An 18,052-nucleotide genomic window follows, 5' to 3' on the forward strand; every position below is an offset into this window, starting at 1 on the left:
GCGGCATGGGTGCGCGGTATCCGCACTTTTTTTGGGGAAGGAGGGAGTAGCGCGGTTGGGGATGCCGCGCTTCGCGTTCTACGGTGCACGGCATCGTTACGTTTTGTTTCGCCTTTACGGCGACTTCCTTTTTTGCTGGCGCAGAAAAAAGGAAGCAAAAACTGCGCTTTTTGGCCCTGCGTGCTCCCGAAAGCAGTGGCCAAGAGCCTGTAGCGGCTTTCGCTGGCCGACAGGATGTCTGCCTCCGGCAGACGCAGTCGGCCTACGCTTCGCCGCTTCAAACAGGCTCTAGGCCCCGGCTTTCGAATGGTCTTCCGCGCCAGCGAGGTTCTGTCTTCCAACGCGGAAAGGCTCTATTTCGGGCTCTTCGGCCTCCAATGAACGCCCAAAGGCGACCGCACACCTTCAAAGGCACTACGAACTCCAGCCCTGGATCAGCGGCGTAGAAGCCGACCGCGAAGGGACGGCGGCTCCTGTTACGACCAAGAAAGTGCTACCGATAGTGGGGAACTGTACACCAGAGAAGGCCCTATACTTTTGATCGGGTGGAGCCGACCCGAGCGGATCGGATTCTTGCCGACGATCCTGCGGGCGGCCAAGCTGGCGCAAGGCCCTTTTCTTTCGTCTATTTCTTTTGGGCCAGCAAAAGAAATGGACCCCGCCGGGAGGGCATGGAAGCTGAGGAGGCAAAGCCTCCACACTGGCTCTCACAGCCCTAACAAGCTGGCACATCCTCCAGCAAAAAGCCCCCCTCTCCCGCAACCAAGCTCCTGCGGAGAATCGCCAATCCCAGCCCTGGATCAGCGGCCTAGAAGCCGACCGCGAAGAGGCGGCGGCTCCTGTGACGATCGAGAAAGTGCTATCGATAGTAGGGAGCGGGCCACCAGAGAAGGACTTATACTTTTGATCGGGTGGAGCCGACCCGAGCGGATCGGATTCTTGCCGAAGATCCTGCGGGCGGCCGGGCTGGCGCAAGGCCCTTTTCTTTCGTCTATTTCTTTTGGGCCAGCAAAAGAAATGGACCCCGCCGGGAGGGCATGGAAGCTGAGGAGGCAAAGCCTCCACACTGGCTCTCGCGCCAAAGGCGCGCCTGCCTTATCAAGCTGGCGCACCATCCCGCAAATAAGACCTCTCCCACGACCAAGCTCCTGTGAAGAATAACTCAACTCCAGCCCTGGATCAGCGGCGTAGAAACCGACCGCGAAGGGACGGCGGCTCCTGTGACGATCAAGAAAGTGCTACCGAGAATGGGGAACTGTCCACCGGAGAAGGCCCTATACTTTTGATCGGGTGGAGCCGACCCGAGCGGATCGGATTCTTGCCGAAGATCCTGCGGGCGGCCAAGCTCGTGCAAGGCCCTTTTCTTTCGTCTATTTCTTTTGGGCCAGCAAAAGAAATGGACCCCGCCGGGAGGGCATGGAAGCTGAGGAGGCAAAGCCTCCACACTGGCTCTCGCGCCAAAGGCGCGCCTGCCTTATCAAGCTGGCGCACCATCCCGCAAATAAGCCCTCTCCCGCGACCAAGCTCCTGTGAAGAATAACTCAACTCCAGCCCTGGATCAGCGGCGTAGAAGCCGACCGCGAAGGGACGGCGGCTCCTGTTACGACCAAGAAAGTGCTACCGAGAGTGGGGAGCTGTCCACCAGAGAAGGACCTATACTTTTGATCGGGTGGAGCCGACCCGAGCGGATCGGATTCTTGCCGAAGATCCTGCGGGCGGCCAAGCTCGTGCAAGGCCCTTTTCTTTCGTCTATTTCTTTTGGGCCAGCAAAAGAAATGGACCCCGCCGGGAGGGCATGGAAGCTGAGGAGGCAAAGCCTCCACACTGGCTCTCGCGCCAAAGGCGCGCACGACTTACCGAGCTTGCGCACCGCCTCGTGAAAAAGCCCCTGCCAAAACCTCACCCCAAACAACATAACCCGCCTGCAAGGCAAACAAAACCACCCCGCAAGCCGACGGCGACAGGCGGCAAATATTGACGAACCCTTGACGGACAAGGCTTGCCGCCCCGTCCGACAAGGGGAAAAAATGGCCCTTCTAGACTTTATTTAGATAGTCAGAACCTTAATATTACTTAACAAAGTTAAGTTGGCACACATGATGCTTAATGTTCGCCAAATGGATTTGAGAATCGAACAAGGAGGGTTCTGATGTCTTTAGTCATTAACCACAACCTCATGGCGATGAACGCCCAGAGAAACCTGTCCGAGCATTATGGACGGCTCGGCGTTTCCACCCGGCGTTTGTCTTCCGGTCTGCGAGTCGGCACCGCCGCTGACGACGCGGCCGGGTTGGCCATCCGCGAGCTCATGCGTTCGGAGATCAGTTCCCTTCATCAGGGCATCCGCAACGCATCCGACGCGATCTCGCTGATCCAGACCGCCGACGGCGCGCTCCAGGTCATCGATGAAAAGCTCATTCGCATGAAAGAGCTGGCCATGCAGGCGTCCACAGGTACCTACAACTCCGACCAGCGGTTGATTATCGACTCCGAGTACCAGGCCATGTCCTCGGAAATCACCCGTATCGCCAACGCGACGGACTTCAACGGAATTTATCTGCTCAACGGCAACCTGTCCGGTGATCCGGGCGTGGACCACGACGGCACCGGCCTCCAGTCCACCGGCCCGCTGAAGATTCACTTCGGCACCGGCAACGACTCGGCGGAAGATTACTACTACGTGGCCATCCAGGGTTCCACTTCATCCGCCTTCGGCCTCGGCCATACCGCCGCGCTGCGAAACGGCGACACCTGGGAAGCCCAGAACGCCGGCAAGGCCATCTCTACCCAGGCCCTGGCGCAGGCCGCCATGGAGGCCATCAACCAGGCGATCATCTCCAAGGACAAGATTCGCGCGAACCTCGGTTCCATGCAGAACCGCCTGGAAAACACCATCACCAACCTGGAAATCCAGGCCGAGAACCTGCAGGCGGCCGAATCCCGCATTTCCGACGTCGACGTGGCGCAGGAAATGACGGAGTTCGTGCGCAACCAGATTCTCACCCAGTCCGCCGTCGCCATGCTCGCACAGGCCAACTCCCTGCCGAGAATGGCCATGCAGCTCATCGGCGGCTAGTCGCAACTGGACGGACGCGACTGAAGACGATCGGAAACCGGCCCCGCGGTTCATCCCGCGGGGCATGGTTTCCGGTCGTTTGCCGTATCTTTTGGCGGGAGACTATTCTTCTTCCAGGAATTCGAGGGCGATGCGGGCGGATTCCTGCTCGGCCCGCTTGACGCTGGTACCCGCGCCTCGGAATTTCTCTCCGCGCGGCAGGGCCACCTCAACCTCGAACAGCTTCTCGTGTTCGGGGCCGCTGGTCCCGGCCAGCATGTACACCGGACGGTCGCGGAACAAATCCTGCGCCACTTCCTGCAACCGGCTCTTGTAGTCCTTGGTCTCGGGCAACATGGCCCGGGCGGGCCACATGCTTTCGAAAATCTCCTGGATGGTCCGCCGGGCGGCCTCGAAACCGCTGTCCAGAAAAACCGCCCCGAGCACTGCCTCGAAGGCGTCGGCCAACAGGGCGTCGCGATCCCGGCCGCCTTGCAGCTCCTCGCCACGTCCAAGCCGGATGTACTCGTCGAGCTTGAGATTCCGAGCGATGGCCGCCAGGGACTGCTCCTTGACCAACTGCGAGCGGATGCGCGTGAGCTGTCCCTCGTGAGCCGACGGATACCGTTTGAAACCCTCTTCGGAAATACACAGCTCCAACACTGCGTCGCCCAAGAACTCAAGCCGCTCATTATCCTCGAAACCGTTCTGTTCATTGGCGAACGAGGAGTGGGTCAGCGCGGTCTCCAGGAACTTGACTTGGGCAAACCTATGGTGGATACAATCCTGAAGCTCAGCGATATCCATTCAACCCCCTTTTTTATGCAACCCGAAGCCCAATTGCGCGAACTATTCAATCCGGAAACCATCGCCGTCATCGGCGCGTCCCGAAGCCCGCACAAGCTCGGGCATCTCATCCTGTCGAATTTAATCTCGGCAGGGTACAAGGGGACAATCTTTCCCGTCAATCCCGCAGGCGGAGAAATTCTCGGCCTGACCGTCCACCCCTCGGCGGCGGACCTGCCGCGTCCACCGGATCTCGGCATCATCGTCCTGCCGCGCGAACAGGTCCTGCAAGCCATGCGCGAGCTGGCCGACGCCCAGGTGGACGCCATCTGCGTCATCACCGCGGGATTCCGCGAGACCGGCCGCGACGGCTTTGAGCTCGAAATGAAAATGGCGGACCTGGCCCGCAGGCGCAACATCACCCTGCTCGGCCCCAACACCCTCGGCCTGTTCAACACATCCATTTCCCTGAACGCCAGCATCGCGCAGGCCATGCCCGCCAAGGGGTCCATCTCCTTCTTCTCCCAGAGCGGCGCCCTGTGCTCGGCCATCCTGGACTGGGCCGAAGGCGAGTCCATCGGGTTCTCCAAGTTCATCTCGCTCGGCAACAAGGCGGGCGTGTCCGAGGCGGACGTGCTCGAAGCCCTGGGCGACGATCCGGACACAAAGGTCATCATCGGCTACCTGGAATCCGTGGACGACGGCCGCAAATTTCTCACCCGGGCGCGGGCCGTGACCGAAAAGAAGCCGGTCATCATGATTAAGGCGGGCACCACCCCGGCGGGCGCGCGGGCCACCTCAAGCCATACGGGTTCCCTGGCGGGAAGCGTGGAAGCAGGATTGGCGGCCTTCAAGCAGGCGGGCATCATCCGGGTGGACAGCCTGGAGACTCTGTTCGATTTGGCGCGCGCCTTTTCCGAGCAGCCCCTGCCCCAGGGGCCGAACCTCGCCGTGGTGACCAACTCCGGCGGTCCCGGCATCCTCGCCGCCGATGCCTGCGAAGGCGCGGGGCTCAACCTGGCCCGGCCCTCCCTGGCCACCCTGGACCGGCTAACCAAAGTCCTGCCGCCGTTCGCGTCCATCTACAACCCCATCGATATCATCGGGGACGCCAAGGCCGAACGGTACCGGGCCACGCTGGAGGCCATCGCCGAGGACGAAACCACCCACGCCATCCTCGTCCTGCTCACGCCAACGGCCTCGGCCGAGATCACCGAGACGGCCCAGGTCATCATTGATATTTCCAAGACCTGCGACAAACCGATCTTCGCTTCCTTCATGGGCGACCAGCGCGTCGGCCCCGGCCGGGACATGCTCCTCGCGGCAGGCATCCCCTGCTACGCAAACCCGGAACCGGCCGTCACGGCCATCTCGGCAATGCTTGCCCATTACCGATGGAAAAACCGCCCCTATCCGGTGGAGGTTTGTTTCCGCCGCGACAAAGGGCGCGCCGAACGGACCATCCAGAAAGCTCTCCGGGCGGGCGTGACCGAGCTGCCCTTCAACGACGCCATGGACATCGCGGCGGCCTACGAACTGCCGGTGCCCGAGACGCGGCTGGTGCGCACCTCGGACCAGGCCGTACGCGCGGCCAAGAAAATGGGCTACCCCGTGGCGCTCAAAATCGAATCGCCCCACCTGGCCAGCAGAGGCGAGGTCGACGGCGTCGCCCTGGACCTGCACACGCCGCATGACGTGCGCGAGGCATGGCTCGACATCACCACCCGTACCCAACGCAAACGCCCGGACATCTATATCGCGGGCTGCCTGATCCAGACCATGGGACCGGTCAAGGCCCGCGAGGTCGTGGTCCGCTTCACCCAGGACCCGCAGTTCGGCCCGCTCATCTCCTTCTGTCTGGCCGGGCCTTCCGCCGAAGTCCTGAACGACATCAGCTATCGGCTGGCTCCATTGGCCCTGCACGACGTCCAGGACATCGTCCGCGAAATCAAATCGTTTCCCCTGCTACGGGGTGTGCGCGGATCGGAGCCGGTAAACCTGGCGGCCATCGAGGACGTTCTGCTTTCCATGTCGCAGATGGCCACGGACTTCCCGGAAATACGCGAGGCCGAGCTCAACCCCATCCTGGTGGACTCGGAAGGCGCGTTCGTCGCCGACCTGCGCGTGACCGTCGGACCCATTTGACGCTTGGACATTTTTTGCGGTCTCATATACTAACAGGGTACGGGGCATGGTCGCTTTCGCCCCGTTCACATTCAGGAGGAATATAGGCATGGCTGGACTCTACATTGGCTCTACCACCGGGTATTCAGGCAAGAACATGATCGTCATGGGCCTGGGCCTGCGCCTGCAAAAAGACGGGTACAACGTGGGCTACATGAAACCCGTGGGGGCCATGCCCATGGAAATCGACGGCAAGCTCGGCGACGAGGACGCCGCCTTTGTCCAGGATGTGCTCGGCCTGTCCGAGGACCCTGCAATGGTCACGCCCGTGGTCGTCACCCAGGATTTCAAGGTCAAGGCGTTCACAGGCAAGATGGAAAGGCTCCTGGGCAACATCGTCGAAGGCTACGAAGCGGTCTCCAAGGACAAGGACATCACCCTGGTTGCGGGGTCCGGGTCCATGTACTCCGGCAAATACTGCGACACCGACGCCATCTCCGTCATCCGCAAGCTCGGCATCAAGACCGTCATCATCGACAGGTTCCAGAAAGAGCTCAAATACGACTATCTCATGGCCATGAAGGAAACCCTCGGCGACCTCATGGCAGGCGTCATCCTCAATGACGTGCCGCCCAATTTCATGGACGAGATCAACCAGCTCCTCGGCCCCGCCCTGGAAGCCAAGGGCGTCAAGATTCTCGGCGTCATCCCCCGCGATCCGCTCATGGGCGCCATCAAGGTGGGCGACCTCGCCGACCGCCTCGGCGGCAAGATCATTTCCGCCCACAACAAGTCCGAACGCGTGGTCGAGTCCTTCCTCATCGGCACCATGCAGGTCGAAAACTTCATGACCCACTTCCGCAAAAAGAAAAACTCCGCCATCATCGTCGGCGGCGACAGGTCGGACGTGCAGCTCGTCGCACTCGAAGGCGACTGCCCCTGCCTCATCCTGACCGGCAACCTCTACCCCAACGACATCATCCTCACCCGGTCCGAAGTCCTTGAAACGCCCATCATCATGGTCCGCGAAGATACCTTCACCGTGGCCAAGAAAATGGACGACATCCTCTCCCGGCACAAGCTGCGCGACGCCATCAAGATCAAGCAGGGCGCGGAACTGGTGTCCAACAACATCGACTTCGAATACCTCAAAAAGGAACTCGGCCTGAAATAGCCGACCCTGACCATGTTCAATAGAGGGGGACGCTGACGCGTCCCCCTTTTTATGCCTCCGGCGGCCGGGGAAGGGGAGGAAAACCCTTTGAAAAGGGTTCTTTCCTCCCCTTCCCCCGGGCCCCCATCCCCTCATTTTCCCAAACTTTTTGGTGCCGCTTCGCGGGCGGTGCGAGCGCGGTAGGAAGAAACAAAATTCCAAGAACCATCCTTCGCCTGAGGCGACAAAAAAAGTTTGGGAGGGTCCAGGGAACCCTTTTCTCAAAGGGTTCCCTGGTCTCCCCGAAGGGGCCGCCGGAGGCATCCTCCCCACTCGACGCAACGCATCCCGGTCCGATGTGTGGGGGGGCAGGCGGAAAAAGGCTGTATCCCCGGCGGGTAAACGGGTACACTCCACCCATGAGTAACACCGCGCAGGACAAGACAGACCTGACCACGCGGCCCATTCCCGAGGTTATCCGCCAGGTGGCGGTGCCATCGAGCGTGGGCTTTTTCTTCCACACCATGTTCAACGTGGTGGACACATGGTGGGCCGGGCGCATCGACACCCAGGCACAGGCCGCTCTGGCCCTGTCCCTGCCCGTATTCTTCATCATCACGGCCCTGGCCAGCGGCATCGGCACGGGCTCAACCGCGCTCATGGGTTCGGCATTAGGTGGCAAAGACCGCAAACAGGCCGCCTTGACCGCGGTGCAGATGCTCAGTTTCGGCATCTTCGTGTCCGCGTTCCTGGCCTGGTTCGGGCTGACCTTTTCCCCGGCCATCTTCGGCTGGCTCGGAGCCGAGGGGCACTACCTCGACGTCTGCCTCGCCTACATGACGCCGATCTTCGCCTGCAACGCGGTCACGGTGGCCATCTACCTGTTCAACGCGGTGCTCCAGTCCCAGGGCGACACGGCCAGCCTGCGCAACGTGCTGTGCTTCACGGCCGCCATGAACGTGATCCTGGACCCGTGGTTCATTCACGGCGGTTTCGGCCTGCCCGCCATGGGGTTGGCGGGCGTGGCCTGGTCCACTGTCATCCTTCAGGGCGCGGGCGCGGTTTACCTGGCGTTCAAGGCCCGCCGCACAGGGCTCATCAAGACCGATGGAGGCCGGAATCTGATTCCGAGGCCGAGGATATACGCAGAGATCGCCCACCAGGGCTTCCCGGCGGCGTTGAACTCCATGACCATCGCGCTCGGATTCTTCGTCATCTTCCGTTTTGTGTCCGGCTTCGGCCCGGAGGCGTCGGCGGCGTACGGCATCGCCACCCGCATCGACCAGATCGTGCTCATGCCGACCATCGGCCTGAGCGTGGCCGCGCTGACCATCACGGCCCAGAACTGCGGGGCGGGCAAAATCGACCGCATACGGGAGAACTTCCGCAAGAACCTGCTCTACGGCGCGTACCTTCTCATCCCCCTGTCCGTGCCCATCCTGATTTTCGCCGAACCGCTCATGCGCATCTTCACCAGCGATCCGGCGGTCATAGCCGTGGGCGCTGGCTACCTGCGCATCGACGCGTTCACCCTGTACGGCTACGTGGCCATCTTCGTGCCCACTTCGGTCCTGCAAGGCATGAAACGTCCCATGTTCGCCATCTGGCTCGGCCTTGCCCGCCAGGTTGTGGCCCCATTTCTGCTGTTCACCCTGTTCACTCAAATCCTCGGCTACCCCATAACCGCACTATGGCTGGCCATCTTCTCCATTGTCTGGACCTCAGCCGCGGTAGCCCTGTGGTTCGCCAGGAAAACCATCGGCGAGATGGAGTCGCAGAAGAAGCGCTTGGAGGGGTGCAAGCTCCCCTGAACCCCCCACACAAAACCGCCGCCCGAAGCAGCCGTCGAGGAGTTGACACCCTGAACAAATTTCGACTATGGTACTTGACTCCACGGCGGGCCAGTAGCTCAGTTGGCAGAGCCACCGGCTCATAACCGGTCGGTCCCAGGTTCGAATCCTGGCTGGCCCACCAACGACCCACTTCCGGGAGACGTGCTTGTCGAAGACCCGAAAGCAGAAAAACGCATATATCCTGAAATCCCCCGATAAGGCCTTTGGCCGGGAGATCGAAGAGGACAAGAGATGCTCCCGAGGGGGAAACCCTACGGGAGCATCCTCTTTATGGTATAAGGTCGTAACTATATGAAAATTCAAGACATTTTATCTATTTTTCGGGACCTGGCTCCGGAAGAAAACCAAAGTTCCTGGGACAATTCCGGTGTGCAGGTGGCCGGGTCCGTCGACCGGACGGACAAGGTTGGCGTGGCCCTTGAGCCCACTCCGGCGGCGCTTTGCCGCTGCCTGGAATGGGGCGCGGACGCGGTAATCACGCACCATCCCCTGTACATGAAGCCCAAGGCTCCGGACACGGAAGGGATGTACCTCGACGCGTTGCGAGCGGTCATCCGTTCCGGAAGCTGGCTTTACGCGGCCCACACGTCTCTGGACACCCGCCCGGGAGGCCCGGCCTTCTGGCTGGGAAAAGAGCTGGGGCTGACCGGAGGGAGGCTGCTCGAAGTGGAGCACGGCCGCGCGCCGGTTGAGGCTTCCTTCTACTGCGAGGAACCCATCACCCGGGAGGCCGCGGACATCTGGGCCAACCACGACGGGGTCCACTCGGTTTCCCAAAGCCGCACCGGCGAAGTCCGAGTGGTCTGCGACGAGCCGCACTGGCGCGGGTTGGCGGACAAGATCGAATTTTCCCTGGGCAAACGCCCCCTGTTCTACCTGCGCTCCCTGACCGCGCCGGTAAGGGAGGTCGGCTTCGGCGAGGCGGGCGAACTGCCCGAGCCCATGGCCTTCGACGCCTTCATGGGCAAGCTGTCCGGTCTTATCCGGCGCGACGCCCTGCTGGTCGCCGGGCCCAAGCCCGAGACCGTCCGGACCGTGGCCTACTGCGGCGGTTCGGGGTCGAGCCTCATCGAGCGGGCCTCGCACGCCGGGGCCGACGTGTTCGTCACCGGGGACATGAAGTACCATCCGGCCGTTGAAACCCCGATCTGCGTGGTGGACGTGGGGCATTTCTCCCTGGAAGAGGAGATGATGCGCCGTTTCGCCCAGGAGCTGGATGAAGCCCTGCCGGAAGCCGAGGTCCGATTCTTCCCGGGCGAGGACCCGTTCACGGTGTACACGAGCTGACGGAAACACTTTTTCGTGATTTTAAATAGACAGAGAGGTTAATCCATGTATCAGAAACAGATTGAGCAGTTGATCGTCCTTCAGGAAGTGGACGACGATATTCTCGAACTGACCAACGAGATCGAGCTTGCCCCCCAGGAGCTGGCCGACCTTGAGGGCCAGCTTGACGAATTCGAGGTTCGCCGCGGCCGGATCAACGAAAAAATGGGCATTCTCCAAGAGCAGAGGAAGAAGCTCTCCGACGAGATCGAAGAAGATGCCGGCAAGATCAAGAAGTCCAAGAATAAGCTGATGCTGGTGGGCAACACCAAGGAATACCACGCCATGATGCGCGAAATGGATTCCCTGGAGAAGCTCAACCGTATGCGCGACGACGAGCAGCAAGCCGTGCGTGAAGAGCTTCTGCGCCAGGACGAGGCCACCCAGACTCTCAACGACGAGATGAGCGGCGTGCAGGAACAGTACGAAGCGCTCAAGACCACCCTGGAAGAACGTCTTGACAAGGCCAACAAAAAGCTTGAATCCCTGAACCGCAAGCGCAAGAAGGCGTGCAAGGCCGTGCCGCCGCCGATCCTGGGCCGCTACGAGTTCATCCGCGAGCGCATGGAGCACCCGGTCATCGTGCCGGTCTCCGAAGGCGTATGTTCGGGCTGCCACATCATGATCCCGCCGCAGATCTACAACGACCTGCAGAAGGGACAGCAGATTCTGAGCTGCCCCAACTGCCAGCGGCTGATCTACTGGCAGGCGTTCGTGCAGCCGGACGGCTCGGCCGAAGAGAAATAACGACACAAATCCGGAGTCGGGCAGGTCATCGCCGCGGTCAATGACCGGGGAGGAAAGTCCGGGCTCCGCAGGGCAGGACGCTGGGTAACTCCCAGGGGGAGCGATCCCCGTCAAGTGCAACAGAAAGCAGACCGCCTCCGGGGTTTCCCGGAGGTAAGGGTGAAACGGTGGGGTAAGAGCCCACCGGCTGTCGCGGTGACGCGGCAGGCCAGGTGAACTCCGTCCGGAGCAAGACCGAATAGGACAGCGTTTGAGGCCGGCCCGGCCGAAGCTGTCGGGTTGGTTGCTTGAACCGTCCGGTAACGGGCGGTCTAGAGGAATGATGACCACCCCGAAAGGGGGACAAAACCCGGCTTATGACCGGCTCCGATTTGTGTTACCGCGCGGGGGAGGCAATCCTCCCCCGTGCGCCAATTTTTTCACTGGCAACATCAGGGACCGCACCATGAACGACATCTGGGGCATCATCCTGGCCGCCGGGGCCGGGACCCGCCTGGCCGAGGCCACGGGCGGCGAGCGCAAGCAATACCTTGAGTACAAGGGCGCGCCGCTGTTCTGGCACTGCGCGCGGACGTTCTCCAGAGCGGCCGGAATCCGCGGGCTTGTCTTCGTCTTCCCGCCCGAAGACCTCCCCTCCAAGGAAAAGCAGCTCCGCCAATTTTTCAGGACCGAAGAACTGGGCGTGCAGTGGATCGCGGTCCCGGGCGGCGACCGGCGGCAGGATTCCGTCCGCAACGGAATCGCGGCCCTGCCGCGCGAATGCGGCCGGGTGCTTGTCCACGACTCGGCCCGCCCCTTTGCCTCGGCGCGCCTCGTCGCGGGGCTCATCGAGGCCCTTGAATCCGGCGCGCGCGGCGTCATCCCGGCCATCCCGGTGACCGACACGGTCAAAAAAGTGGCCGGAAACACCGTGGCCGAGACCCTTGACCGCGCCGAACTGGCCGCCGTACAGACGCCCCAGGCGTTCGAGGCCGCACTTCTGAAAGAGGCCCACGACCGCGCTCTGGCCGAGGACTGGGAAGTCACGGATGACGCCTCCATGGTCGAACGGCTGGCCGAAGTGGCCGTCATTCCCGGCGAGGCCGCCAACGTCAAGATCACCGTGCCCGAAGACCTCAAGCGGCTTGAGGCGTCCCGCGTCACGGTCCCCTGCACGGGCTGGGGATACGACGTGCACCGCTACGGCGGGACGGGCGACCGGCCCATGGTCCTGGGCGGCGTGCCCATTCCCGGCGGACCGGCCATCGTGGCCCACTCCGACGGCGACGTGCTGCTGCACGCCCTGGCCGACGCCATCCTCGGCACCTTCGGCGGCGGCGACATCGGCACCCATTTCCCGGACAACGATCCGAATTTCGACAACGCGGACAGCGGCATTCTCCTGCGCGAGGTCCTGACCATGGCCGAGCGGGCCGGGAACCGCATCGTCCACGCTGACCTGACCGTCATCGCCCAGGTCCCGCGCCTGGCCCCGCACGCTCCCCAAATCGCCAAGAACCTCGCCAGGCTCCTCGGGCTGGAGCCCCATCAGGTCAACTTCAAGGCCACCACCGAGGAAAAGCTCGGCTTCACCGGCGAGAAAAAAGGCATCAAGGCCGTGGCGACCGTCACCGCCCTGAGGGAGATGTAACCGTGTCCGGCCTGACGAAGTTCCTCGCCTCCTTCGCCATCTTCGCGACCATCTGCTTTTTCGGGCTGAAATGGTACGTCAACTCCGAGGTGGACAAGGAGCTGACGCGCACCGTGGCCGAGACGCCCGGCCTGGCCCTGTCCTATTCCGACCTGTCCGTGGACATCACGAACCACGCGGTGATCCTGGAGGGAGTGGACGCCCTGTTCCCCTCTGGACAGCATCTCCAGGCCGACTCCGTGCGCATCTCCGCCTTTGACCGGGACAACCCCATTCCCCATTACGCGACCATCTCGGCCAAGGGGCTGACCATTCCCGCGACCCCGCAAAATTTCGGCGAATGGGCCGGGTACATCAAGAGCCTCGGCATTGAGGCCCTGTCCGGAACCGGGGCTCTCGACTACGCCTTCGCCCCCGAGACAGGCATCCTGAAACTCAAGGAACTGTCCCTGGACGACCCCAAGCTCGGCTCGCTGAGCCTGACCGGAGCCCTGGACAACATCAACCTCGCGGGTTTCCGGCCGGAACAAAGCTTCGCGCTGGGCATCCGCACGGCAGTGCTCCATTTCCGGAACCGTGAATTCATGCGGCTGATCGGCTCGGACTGGTCCAGAAAAACAGGCATGTCCGAGGCCGTCACCCTGAGCCACATCAACGCGGAACTCGACGGGCTGGCCGCCTACGCCGAGACCCAAGGCAACGAACCGGCCCGCGAATTCATGCTCGGCCTGAAACGGTTCCTGAACGACCCCGGCACCCTGACCATGTCCGCCAATCCGGCGGAATCCGTGCCCGTGCTCTATTTCTTCATGGGGCGCGACATGTTCGAGAATCTCGACCTGCTGAACGTCCACGTGGAAACCGGCCCTGCCGACGGAATCTGATCGAAGTCGAAATATTCCAATGAAATAAAAATGGAGTAATCCAATGAGAATCTACAACACCCTCAAGCGGCGGAAGGAAGAATTCACCCCGGCCAACAACAACGACGTCAACATGTACGTCTGCGGCATCACGGCCTACGATTTCTGTCACATCGGACACGCCCGCTCCAGCGTGGTCTTCGACGTGCTCTACCGCTACCTCAAGCACGAGGGATACAACGTCAACTTCATCCGCAACTTCACGGATATCGACGACAAGATCATCAATCGCGCCAACGAGGTGGGCAAGCGGGCCGATGAGATCGCCGAGCGGTTCATCAACGAGTTCTACGTGGACATGGACAGGCTGAACATCCTCCGGCCCACGGTGGAGCCCAAGTGCACCGAGCACATCCCCGAAATGATCGCGCTGACCCAGCGGCTCATCGACAAGGGCCACGCCTACGCCACCGAGTCCGGCGACGTGTATTTCAAGGTCCGCTCCTTTGACGGCTACGGCAAGCTGTCCGGCCGGAACATCGACGAGCTTGAATCCGGCGCGCGCATAGCTCCCGGCGAGCAGAAAGAGGACCCGCTCGACTTCGCCCTGTGGAAAGGCGCCAAGCCCGGCGAACCGTCCTGGGAATCACCCTGGGGCAAGGGCCGTCCCGGCTGGCACCTCGAATGCTCGGCCATGTCCGAAAAATATTCCTCCCTGCCGCTGGATATCCACGGCGGCGGACAGGACCTCTCCTTCCCCCACCACGAGAACGAGGTCGCCCAGTCCGAGGCCGCCACGGGCAAACCGTTCGCCAACTACTGGGTGCACAACGGCTTCGTCCAGATCAACTCCGAGAAGATGTCCAAATCCCTGGGCAACTTCTTCACCATCCGGGACATCCTGGCCAAGTTCCTGCCCGAGACCCTGCGCTACTTCTTGCTGACCATGCACTACCGCAGCCCGCTGGACTTCTCCTTCGACGCCCTTGAAGAAGCGGAAAAGGGCCTCAAGCGCATCTACTCCGCCCTGCGCCAGATCGACGCCGAGCTGGCCAAGGAAAAGTGGAAGAAATCGCCGTTCCCCGAGGAACTGACCAGCGAACTCGACACCCTCGAAAAGAGCTTCGCCGAGGCCATGGCCGACGACCTCAACACCGCCGGAGCGCTGGGCCACGTCTTCTCCGCCATCCGCCTGGCCGGGCGCGTGGCCGAGGACAAGAACCTCCGCAAGTCCGAAGGCGGCCGCGACCTCTTCGCCCGCATCAAGCGGGACATGGCCGAGTGGGCCGAGGTTCTCGGCATCTTCGAGCGCGATCCTGCCGAGTTCCTCCTTGAGCTGCGCGACTGCCGCGCCGCCCGCGCCGGCATCGATCCGGCCAAGGTCCAGGAACTCCTCGACGCCCGCGCCCAGGCCCGCAAGGACAAGGACTTCGACAAGTCCGACGCCATCCGCGACGAGCTCGCCGCCATGCAGGTGGAAGTTCACGACACCCCCCAGGGCGCGACCTGGGACGTCCTCTAACCAATCAGCAAGGGCCGGGAACAGGGCGAACAACCTCCCTTTCCCGGCCCTTATCCGCCTCTCCCAAGGCTCGCGGCCCCTCCGGCAAACCGAGCTTCGCCCCCCTGTTTCTTGACCGGATGAACGCTTTCCCCTACATGGAGACATGTTCGCTTCATCACCCTTTCGACGGATAATCCCGGCCGTGCTCGCGGCCGTACTCCTGCTCCCGGCACTGGCCTTTGCCCACCCCCACGCCTTTGTGGCGGCCGACGTCACCTTTGTTTTCGACGAGGAAGGACTGGCGGGCATTCACCAGCGGTGGGACATGGACGAAATGCTGACCGCCAGTATCCTCGACCTCATACAAAAATATGACGGTGGCCCGCTCACGCCCGCCGAAGCCAAGGCCGTTGAGAGCGAGAGCTTCAAGCTCATCAAGGAATACGACTACTTCACGCACATCCGCATCGACGGCAAGCCGTTCCGGGCGCAATGGGCCACCGACTTCAGGGTGGAGCTCAACGACCGCAAGATGGTCTGGCACTTCACCATTCCGTGCCACGTCAAGGCGGCCGACCGCAATCGGGAGATCGTGGTCGGCGTGTTCGACGAATCCTTCTACACCTTCGTCACCTACGCCTCCGAAAACGGGCCGACCATAGACCCCACGGCCGACCCCCTGTATCTCAACGCCGACGCCCCGGCCTCGCCGGACGACTTCCAGCGGTTCTCCAGCCACGTCAAGCTCGGCAGCTTTTCGGGAAAAATCCGGACGGACGGCCCCACAGACCTATTCGAGCTGAACACGGATGTCCGCACCATGCCGTCCATGGCCTACTATTATGAACAAATCGTTCCCGAAGCGCTCATCGTGAATTTCCGGAGGCCGTGATCCGTTCCCCCGCATTCCCCGTCCTGCTTCTCGGGCTGGTCCTCGCCTGCCTGATGCTCGCCTGTTCGGTCCCCGTTGGCATGGCCAAGGCCGGGCTTGCCGCGCCAAACCCCTTCACATCCTCGGCCGGCGCCCAAAAACACGACACGTCCGAAAGCGGCCTGCTTTCGCCCCTTGCCCCTGTCATGGCAAAAATAGCGACCTGGCAGAACACCCTGCGCCAGGGCATGAGCCAATCCGCCGAGTCCATCCGCGAAAATCCCCTGGGCAAGGCGTTCTGGGTCTTCATGGCGCTGGCCTTCGCCTATGGCGTGGCGCACGCACTGGGCCCCGGACACGGCAAGGTCCTGGCCGCCTCATACTTCCTCTATCGGGACGCGCCGCCCCGGCAGGCGTTGATCTACGCCTATCTGTCCATGCCCCTGCATGTGCTCTCGGCCACGGTCCTGGTCCTGGGCGGGAAATACCTGTTCAAGATGTCGGCCTCGCGGGCCGTGGACGACATGGGCCAAATCCTGCAAAACGTCAGCTACGGATTGCTTGCGATCATGGGACTGTGCATGTTGGCCGGTGTCCTTTGGAACTGCCGCAAACCCGATCGGGAACCCGCCCCCCGACCCACAAGCTCGAATTCCCCGAAAAGCCTCGTCGGCCTGGCCCTGGCCACGGGCCTCGTCCCATGCCCCGGCGCCGCGCTGGTGCTCATTTTCAGCATAGCCCTCGGCATCACCCCCGCCGGAGTCGCCGCCATGGTCGCCATCGCCCTCGGCATGGGCCTCTCCCTGGCCACAGTCTCCCTGCTGACCATAAAATTCCGAGACACCGCGCTCGCCCTCATGCAAAACAGCTCGCCGCTGCTGCGGACCGGACAATGCATCCTCTCCCTGGCCGGAGCGCTCATTGTCTTCGCCACCGGCAGCCTGCTCCTTCTCGGCTCCCTGCTCGATCTCGCCTGACAGCCTCTTCCGTGATTGCGCGCCTCCGGCGGGGGGGGGGGGGGGGGGGGGGCGGGCGGGGGACGGGGAGGAAAAACCCTTTGAAAAGGGTTCTTTCCTCCCCTTCCCCCCCGGACCCCCAACCCCTCCTTTTCCTAAACTCTTTATAGCCGCTTCGCGGTTCGCGCACGCCATAGGAAAAGGGTTCTTTACGAAGAATTAGGAATGGAAGGAAAGACACGCCGTCCGCACTTGCCGAAAGCGCGCTAAAAAGCTTTGAAGGGGAGTCCAGAGGGGAAACTTTCTCGAAAGTTTCCCCTCTGGCCGCCGGAGGCATCACACCACCCGGAAGGACCAGAAAAACCGCTCGCCGCCCGCCGCGGGGTAGCTCGCCGCATCGCCGAGCTGCCAGCCTTCGGGAATGGCCGTTTCGGCCGGGGGCGGGTCATTGGAGAGAATCACGGCCACACCAGCGCGTTCGCCGTCGCGGCGAAGCATGGGCCGGATGAAATCGAGGAGTTTTTCCCAGGGCATGAAGGCGCGGCTGAGAATGAGGTCGGCGGTCGCCTGGTGGCCGGATTTGGAAAGCCGGTCCAGCGCGTCTTCGGCCCGGCCAGCGAAAACATTGGTGCCGGGCAGCTTGAGCCGTCCCAGAACGCTTTTCATGAAAGTGGCCCGTTTTTCGCGCACCTCAACCAGCCAGTACTCGCCCTCCTGCCAGAGGACGCGCAAGGGGATGCCGGGCAATCCGGCTCCGGCCCCGAAATCCAGACAAAGCGGGCGTTCGGGAAGCCGCAATCCGGCCGTGAAATCGGCCAGGAACAGGGAGTCCACCACCAGTCTGTCGAAGACGGTCTGCCAGTCGGACGGTCCCACGAGATTCATCTTGCGGTTCCATTTGATGAGTTGATCCAGGTAGGCGGCAAGCTGCTCGGCCTGGGCCGTGGTCACGGAGCGGCCCAACTTGCGGGCGGCGGCCAGCACGGCCTCGGGAGTGGGACGGGTATCGGGCATGGGCAGGAGATACTTTTTTTCCCGAAAACAATCCAGCCCCTCAAACAGGAAGGCCGCTCGGGGGAGAGCGGCCTTCTCGGAGGATGTAGGGTGTGACGTTCGGACGGCAATGGCGACCGCCCTTTGGTAGAGAATGTGTCATGCGCGGCGGGGGAGGTCATGCCCCGCTC

Annotated in this window: 13 protein-coding genes, 1 tRNA gene and 1 other RNA gene; 13 read left to right on the forward strand and 2 right to left on the reverse strand. The window is 62.3% G+C overall.

The features are described from left to right. Positions 1-2,149 precede the first annotated feature (2,149 nt). On the forward strand, positions 2,150-3,076 hold the full coding sequence (locus LF599_RS15920; RefSeq protein WP_279521477.1) for a flagellin: 927 nt from the start codon (positions 2,150-2,152) through the stop codon (positions 3,074-3,076). A 102-nt stretch (positions 3,077-3,178) separates the two neighbouring features. Here the strand turns inward: LF599_RS15920 and rnc are convergent, their stop codons facing one another. Beyond that, entirely contained in the window at positions 3,179-3,862 is a 684-nt protein-coding gene (gene rnc / locus LF599_RS15925) for a ribonuclease III (protein WP_269940183.1), read from the reverse strand. Positions 3,863-3,877: 15 nt separating this feature from the next. Between rnc and LF599_RS15930 the strand changes: the two genes are divergently transcribed. The 12 genes from LF599_RS15930 (at position 3,878) to LF599_RS15985 (ending at position 16,889) form a co-directional block, all read left to right on the forward strand. Then, a complete protein-coding gene (locus LF599_RS15930) occupies positions 3,878-5,986 on the forward strand; it encodes an acetate--CoA ligase family protein (protein WP_279523114.1) in 2,109 nt (702 codons plus the stop codon). 88 nt (positions 5,987-6,074) lie between these two features. Beyond that, positions 6,075-7,139 (forward strand): phosphotransacetylase family protein, encoded by a 1,065-nt coding sequence (locus LF599_RS15935; RefSeq protein WP_279521478.1) that lies wholly within the window; start codon positions 6,075-6,077, stop codon positions 7,137-7,139. Between the two features lie 398 nt (positions 7,140-7,537). Further along, positions 7,538-8,929, forward strand: coding sequence for an MATE family efflux transporter (locus tag LF599_RS15940; RefSeq protein ID WP_279521479.1), 1,392 nt, complete (start codon positions 7,538-7,540; stop codon positions 8,927-8,929). Positions 8,930-9,016: 87 nt separating this feature from the next. Beyond that, positions 9,017-9,092: transfer RNA gene (locus tag LF599_RS15945), tRNA-Ile, on the forward strand. A 170-nt stretch (positions 9,093-9,262) separates the two neighbouring features. After that, entirely contained in the window at positions 9,263-10,258 is a 996-nt protein-coding gene (locus LF599_RS15950) for a Nif3-like dinuclear metal center hexameric protein (protein WP_279521480.1), read from the forward strand. Between the two features lie 45 nt (positions 10,259-10,303). Next, positions 10,304-11,044 (forward strand): zinc ribbon domain-containing protein, encoded by a 741-nt coding sequence (locus LF599_RS15955; RefSeq protein ID WP_279521481.1) that lies wholly within the window; start codon positions 10,304-10,306, stop codon positions 11,042-11,044. Positions 11,045-11,056: 12 nt separating this feature from the next. After that, an RNA gene (gene rnpB / locus LF599_RS15960) (RNase P RNA component class A) lies at positions 11,057-11,416 on the forward strand. Positions 11,417-11,489: 73 nt separating this feature from the next. Next, complete coding sequence (ispD, locus tag LF599_RS15965; protein WP_279521482.1) at positions 11,490-12,674, forward strand: 2-C-methyl-D-erythritol 4-phosphate cytidylyltransferase; 1,185 nt, start codon at positions 11,490-11,492, stop codon at positions 12,672-12,674. A 2-nt stretch (positions 12,675-12,676) separates the two neighbouring features. Continuing rightward, positions 12,677-13,558 carry a hypothetical protein gene (locus LF599_RS15970; RefSeq protein WP_269940188.1) on the forward strand — a complete coding sequence of 294 codons (882 nt, stop codon included), beginning with the start codon at positions 12,677-12,679 and terminating at the stop codon, positions 13,556-13,558. Between the two features lie 43 nt (positions 13,559-13,601). Beyond that, entirely contained in the window at positions 13,602-15,059 is a 1,458-nt protein-coding gene (gene cysS / locus LF599_RS15975; RefSeq protein WP_279521483.1) for a cysteine--tRNA ligase, read from the forward strand. Positions 15,060-15,204: 145 nt separating this feature from the next. Further along, positions 15,205-15,933, forward strand: a complete 729-nt coding sequence (locus LF599_RS15980; RefSeq protein WP_279521484.1) for a DUF1007 family protein — start codon at positions 15,205-15,207, stop codon at positions 15,931-15,933. After that, positions 15,930-16,889, forward strand: coding sequence for a nickel/cobalt transporter (locus LF599_RS15985; RefSeq protein ID WP_279521485.1), 960 nt, complete (start codon positions 15,930-15,932; stop codon positions 16,887-16,889). The genes LF599_RS15980 and LF599_RS15985 overlap by 4 nt, the downstream gene beginning before the upstream one ends. A gap of 315 nt (positions 16,890-17,204) precedes the next feature. Here the strand turns inward: LF599_RS15985 and LF599_RS15990 are convergent, their stop codons facing one another. Beyond that, on the reverse strand, positions 17,205-17,882 hold the full coding sequence (locus LF599_RS15990) for a 16S rRNA (guanine(527)-N(7))-methyltransferase RsmG (RefSeq protein ID WP_279521486.1): 678 nt from the start codon (positions 17,880-17,882) through the stop codon (positions 17,205-17,207). Between the last annotated feature and the right edge of the window lie 170 nt (positions 17,883-18,052).

Origin of the sequence: Pseudodesulfovibrio thermohalotolerans (assembly GCF_021353295.2) — a bacterium.
Classification (GTDB): Bacteria; Desulfobacterota; Desulfovibrionia; order Desulfovibrionales; family Desulfovibrionaceae; genus Pseudodesulfovibrio; species Pseudodesulfovibrio thermohalotolerans.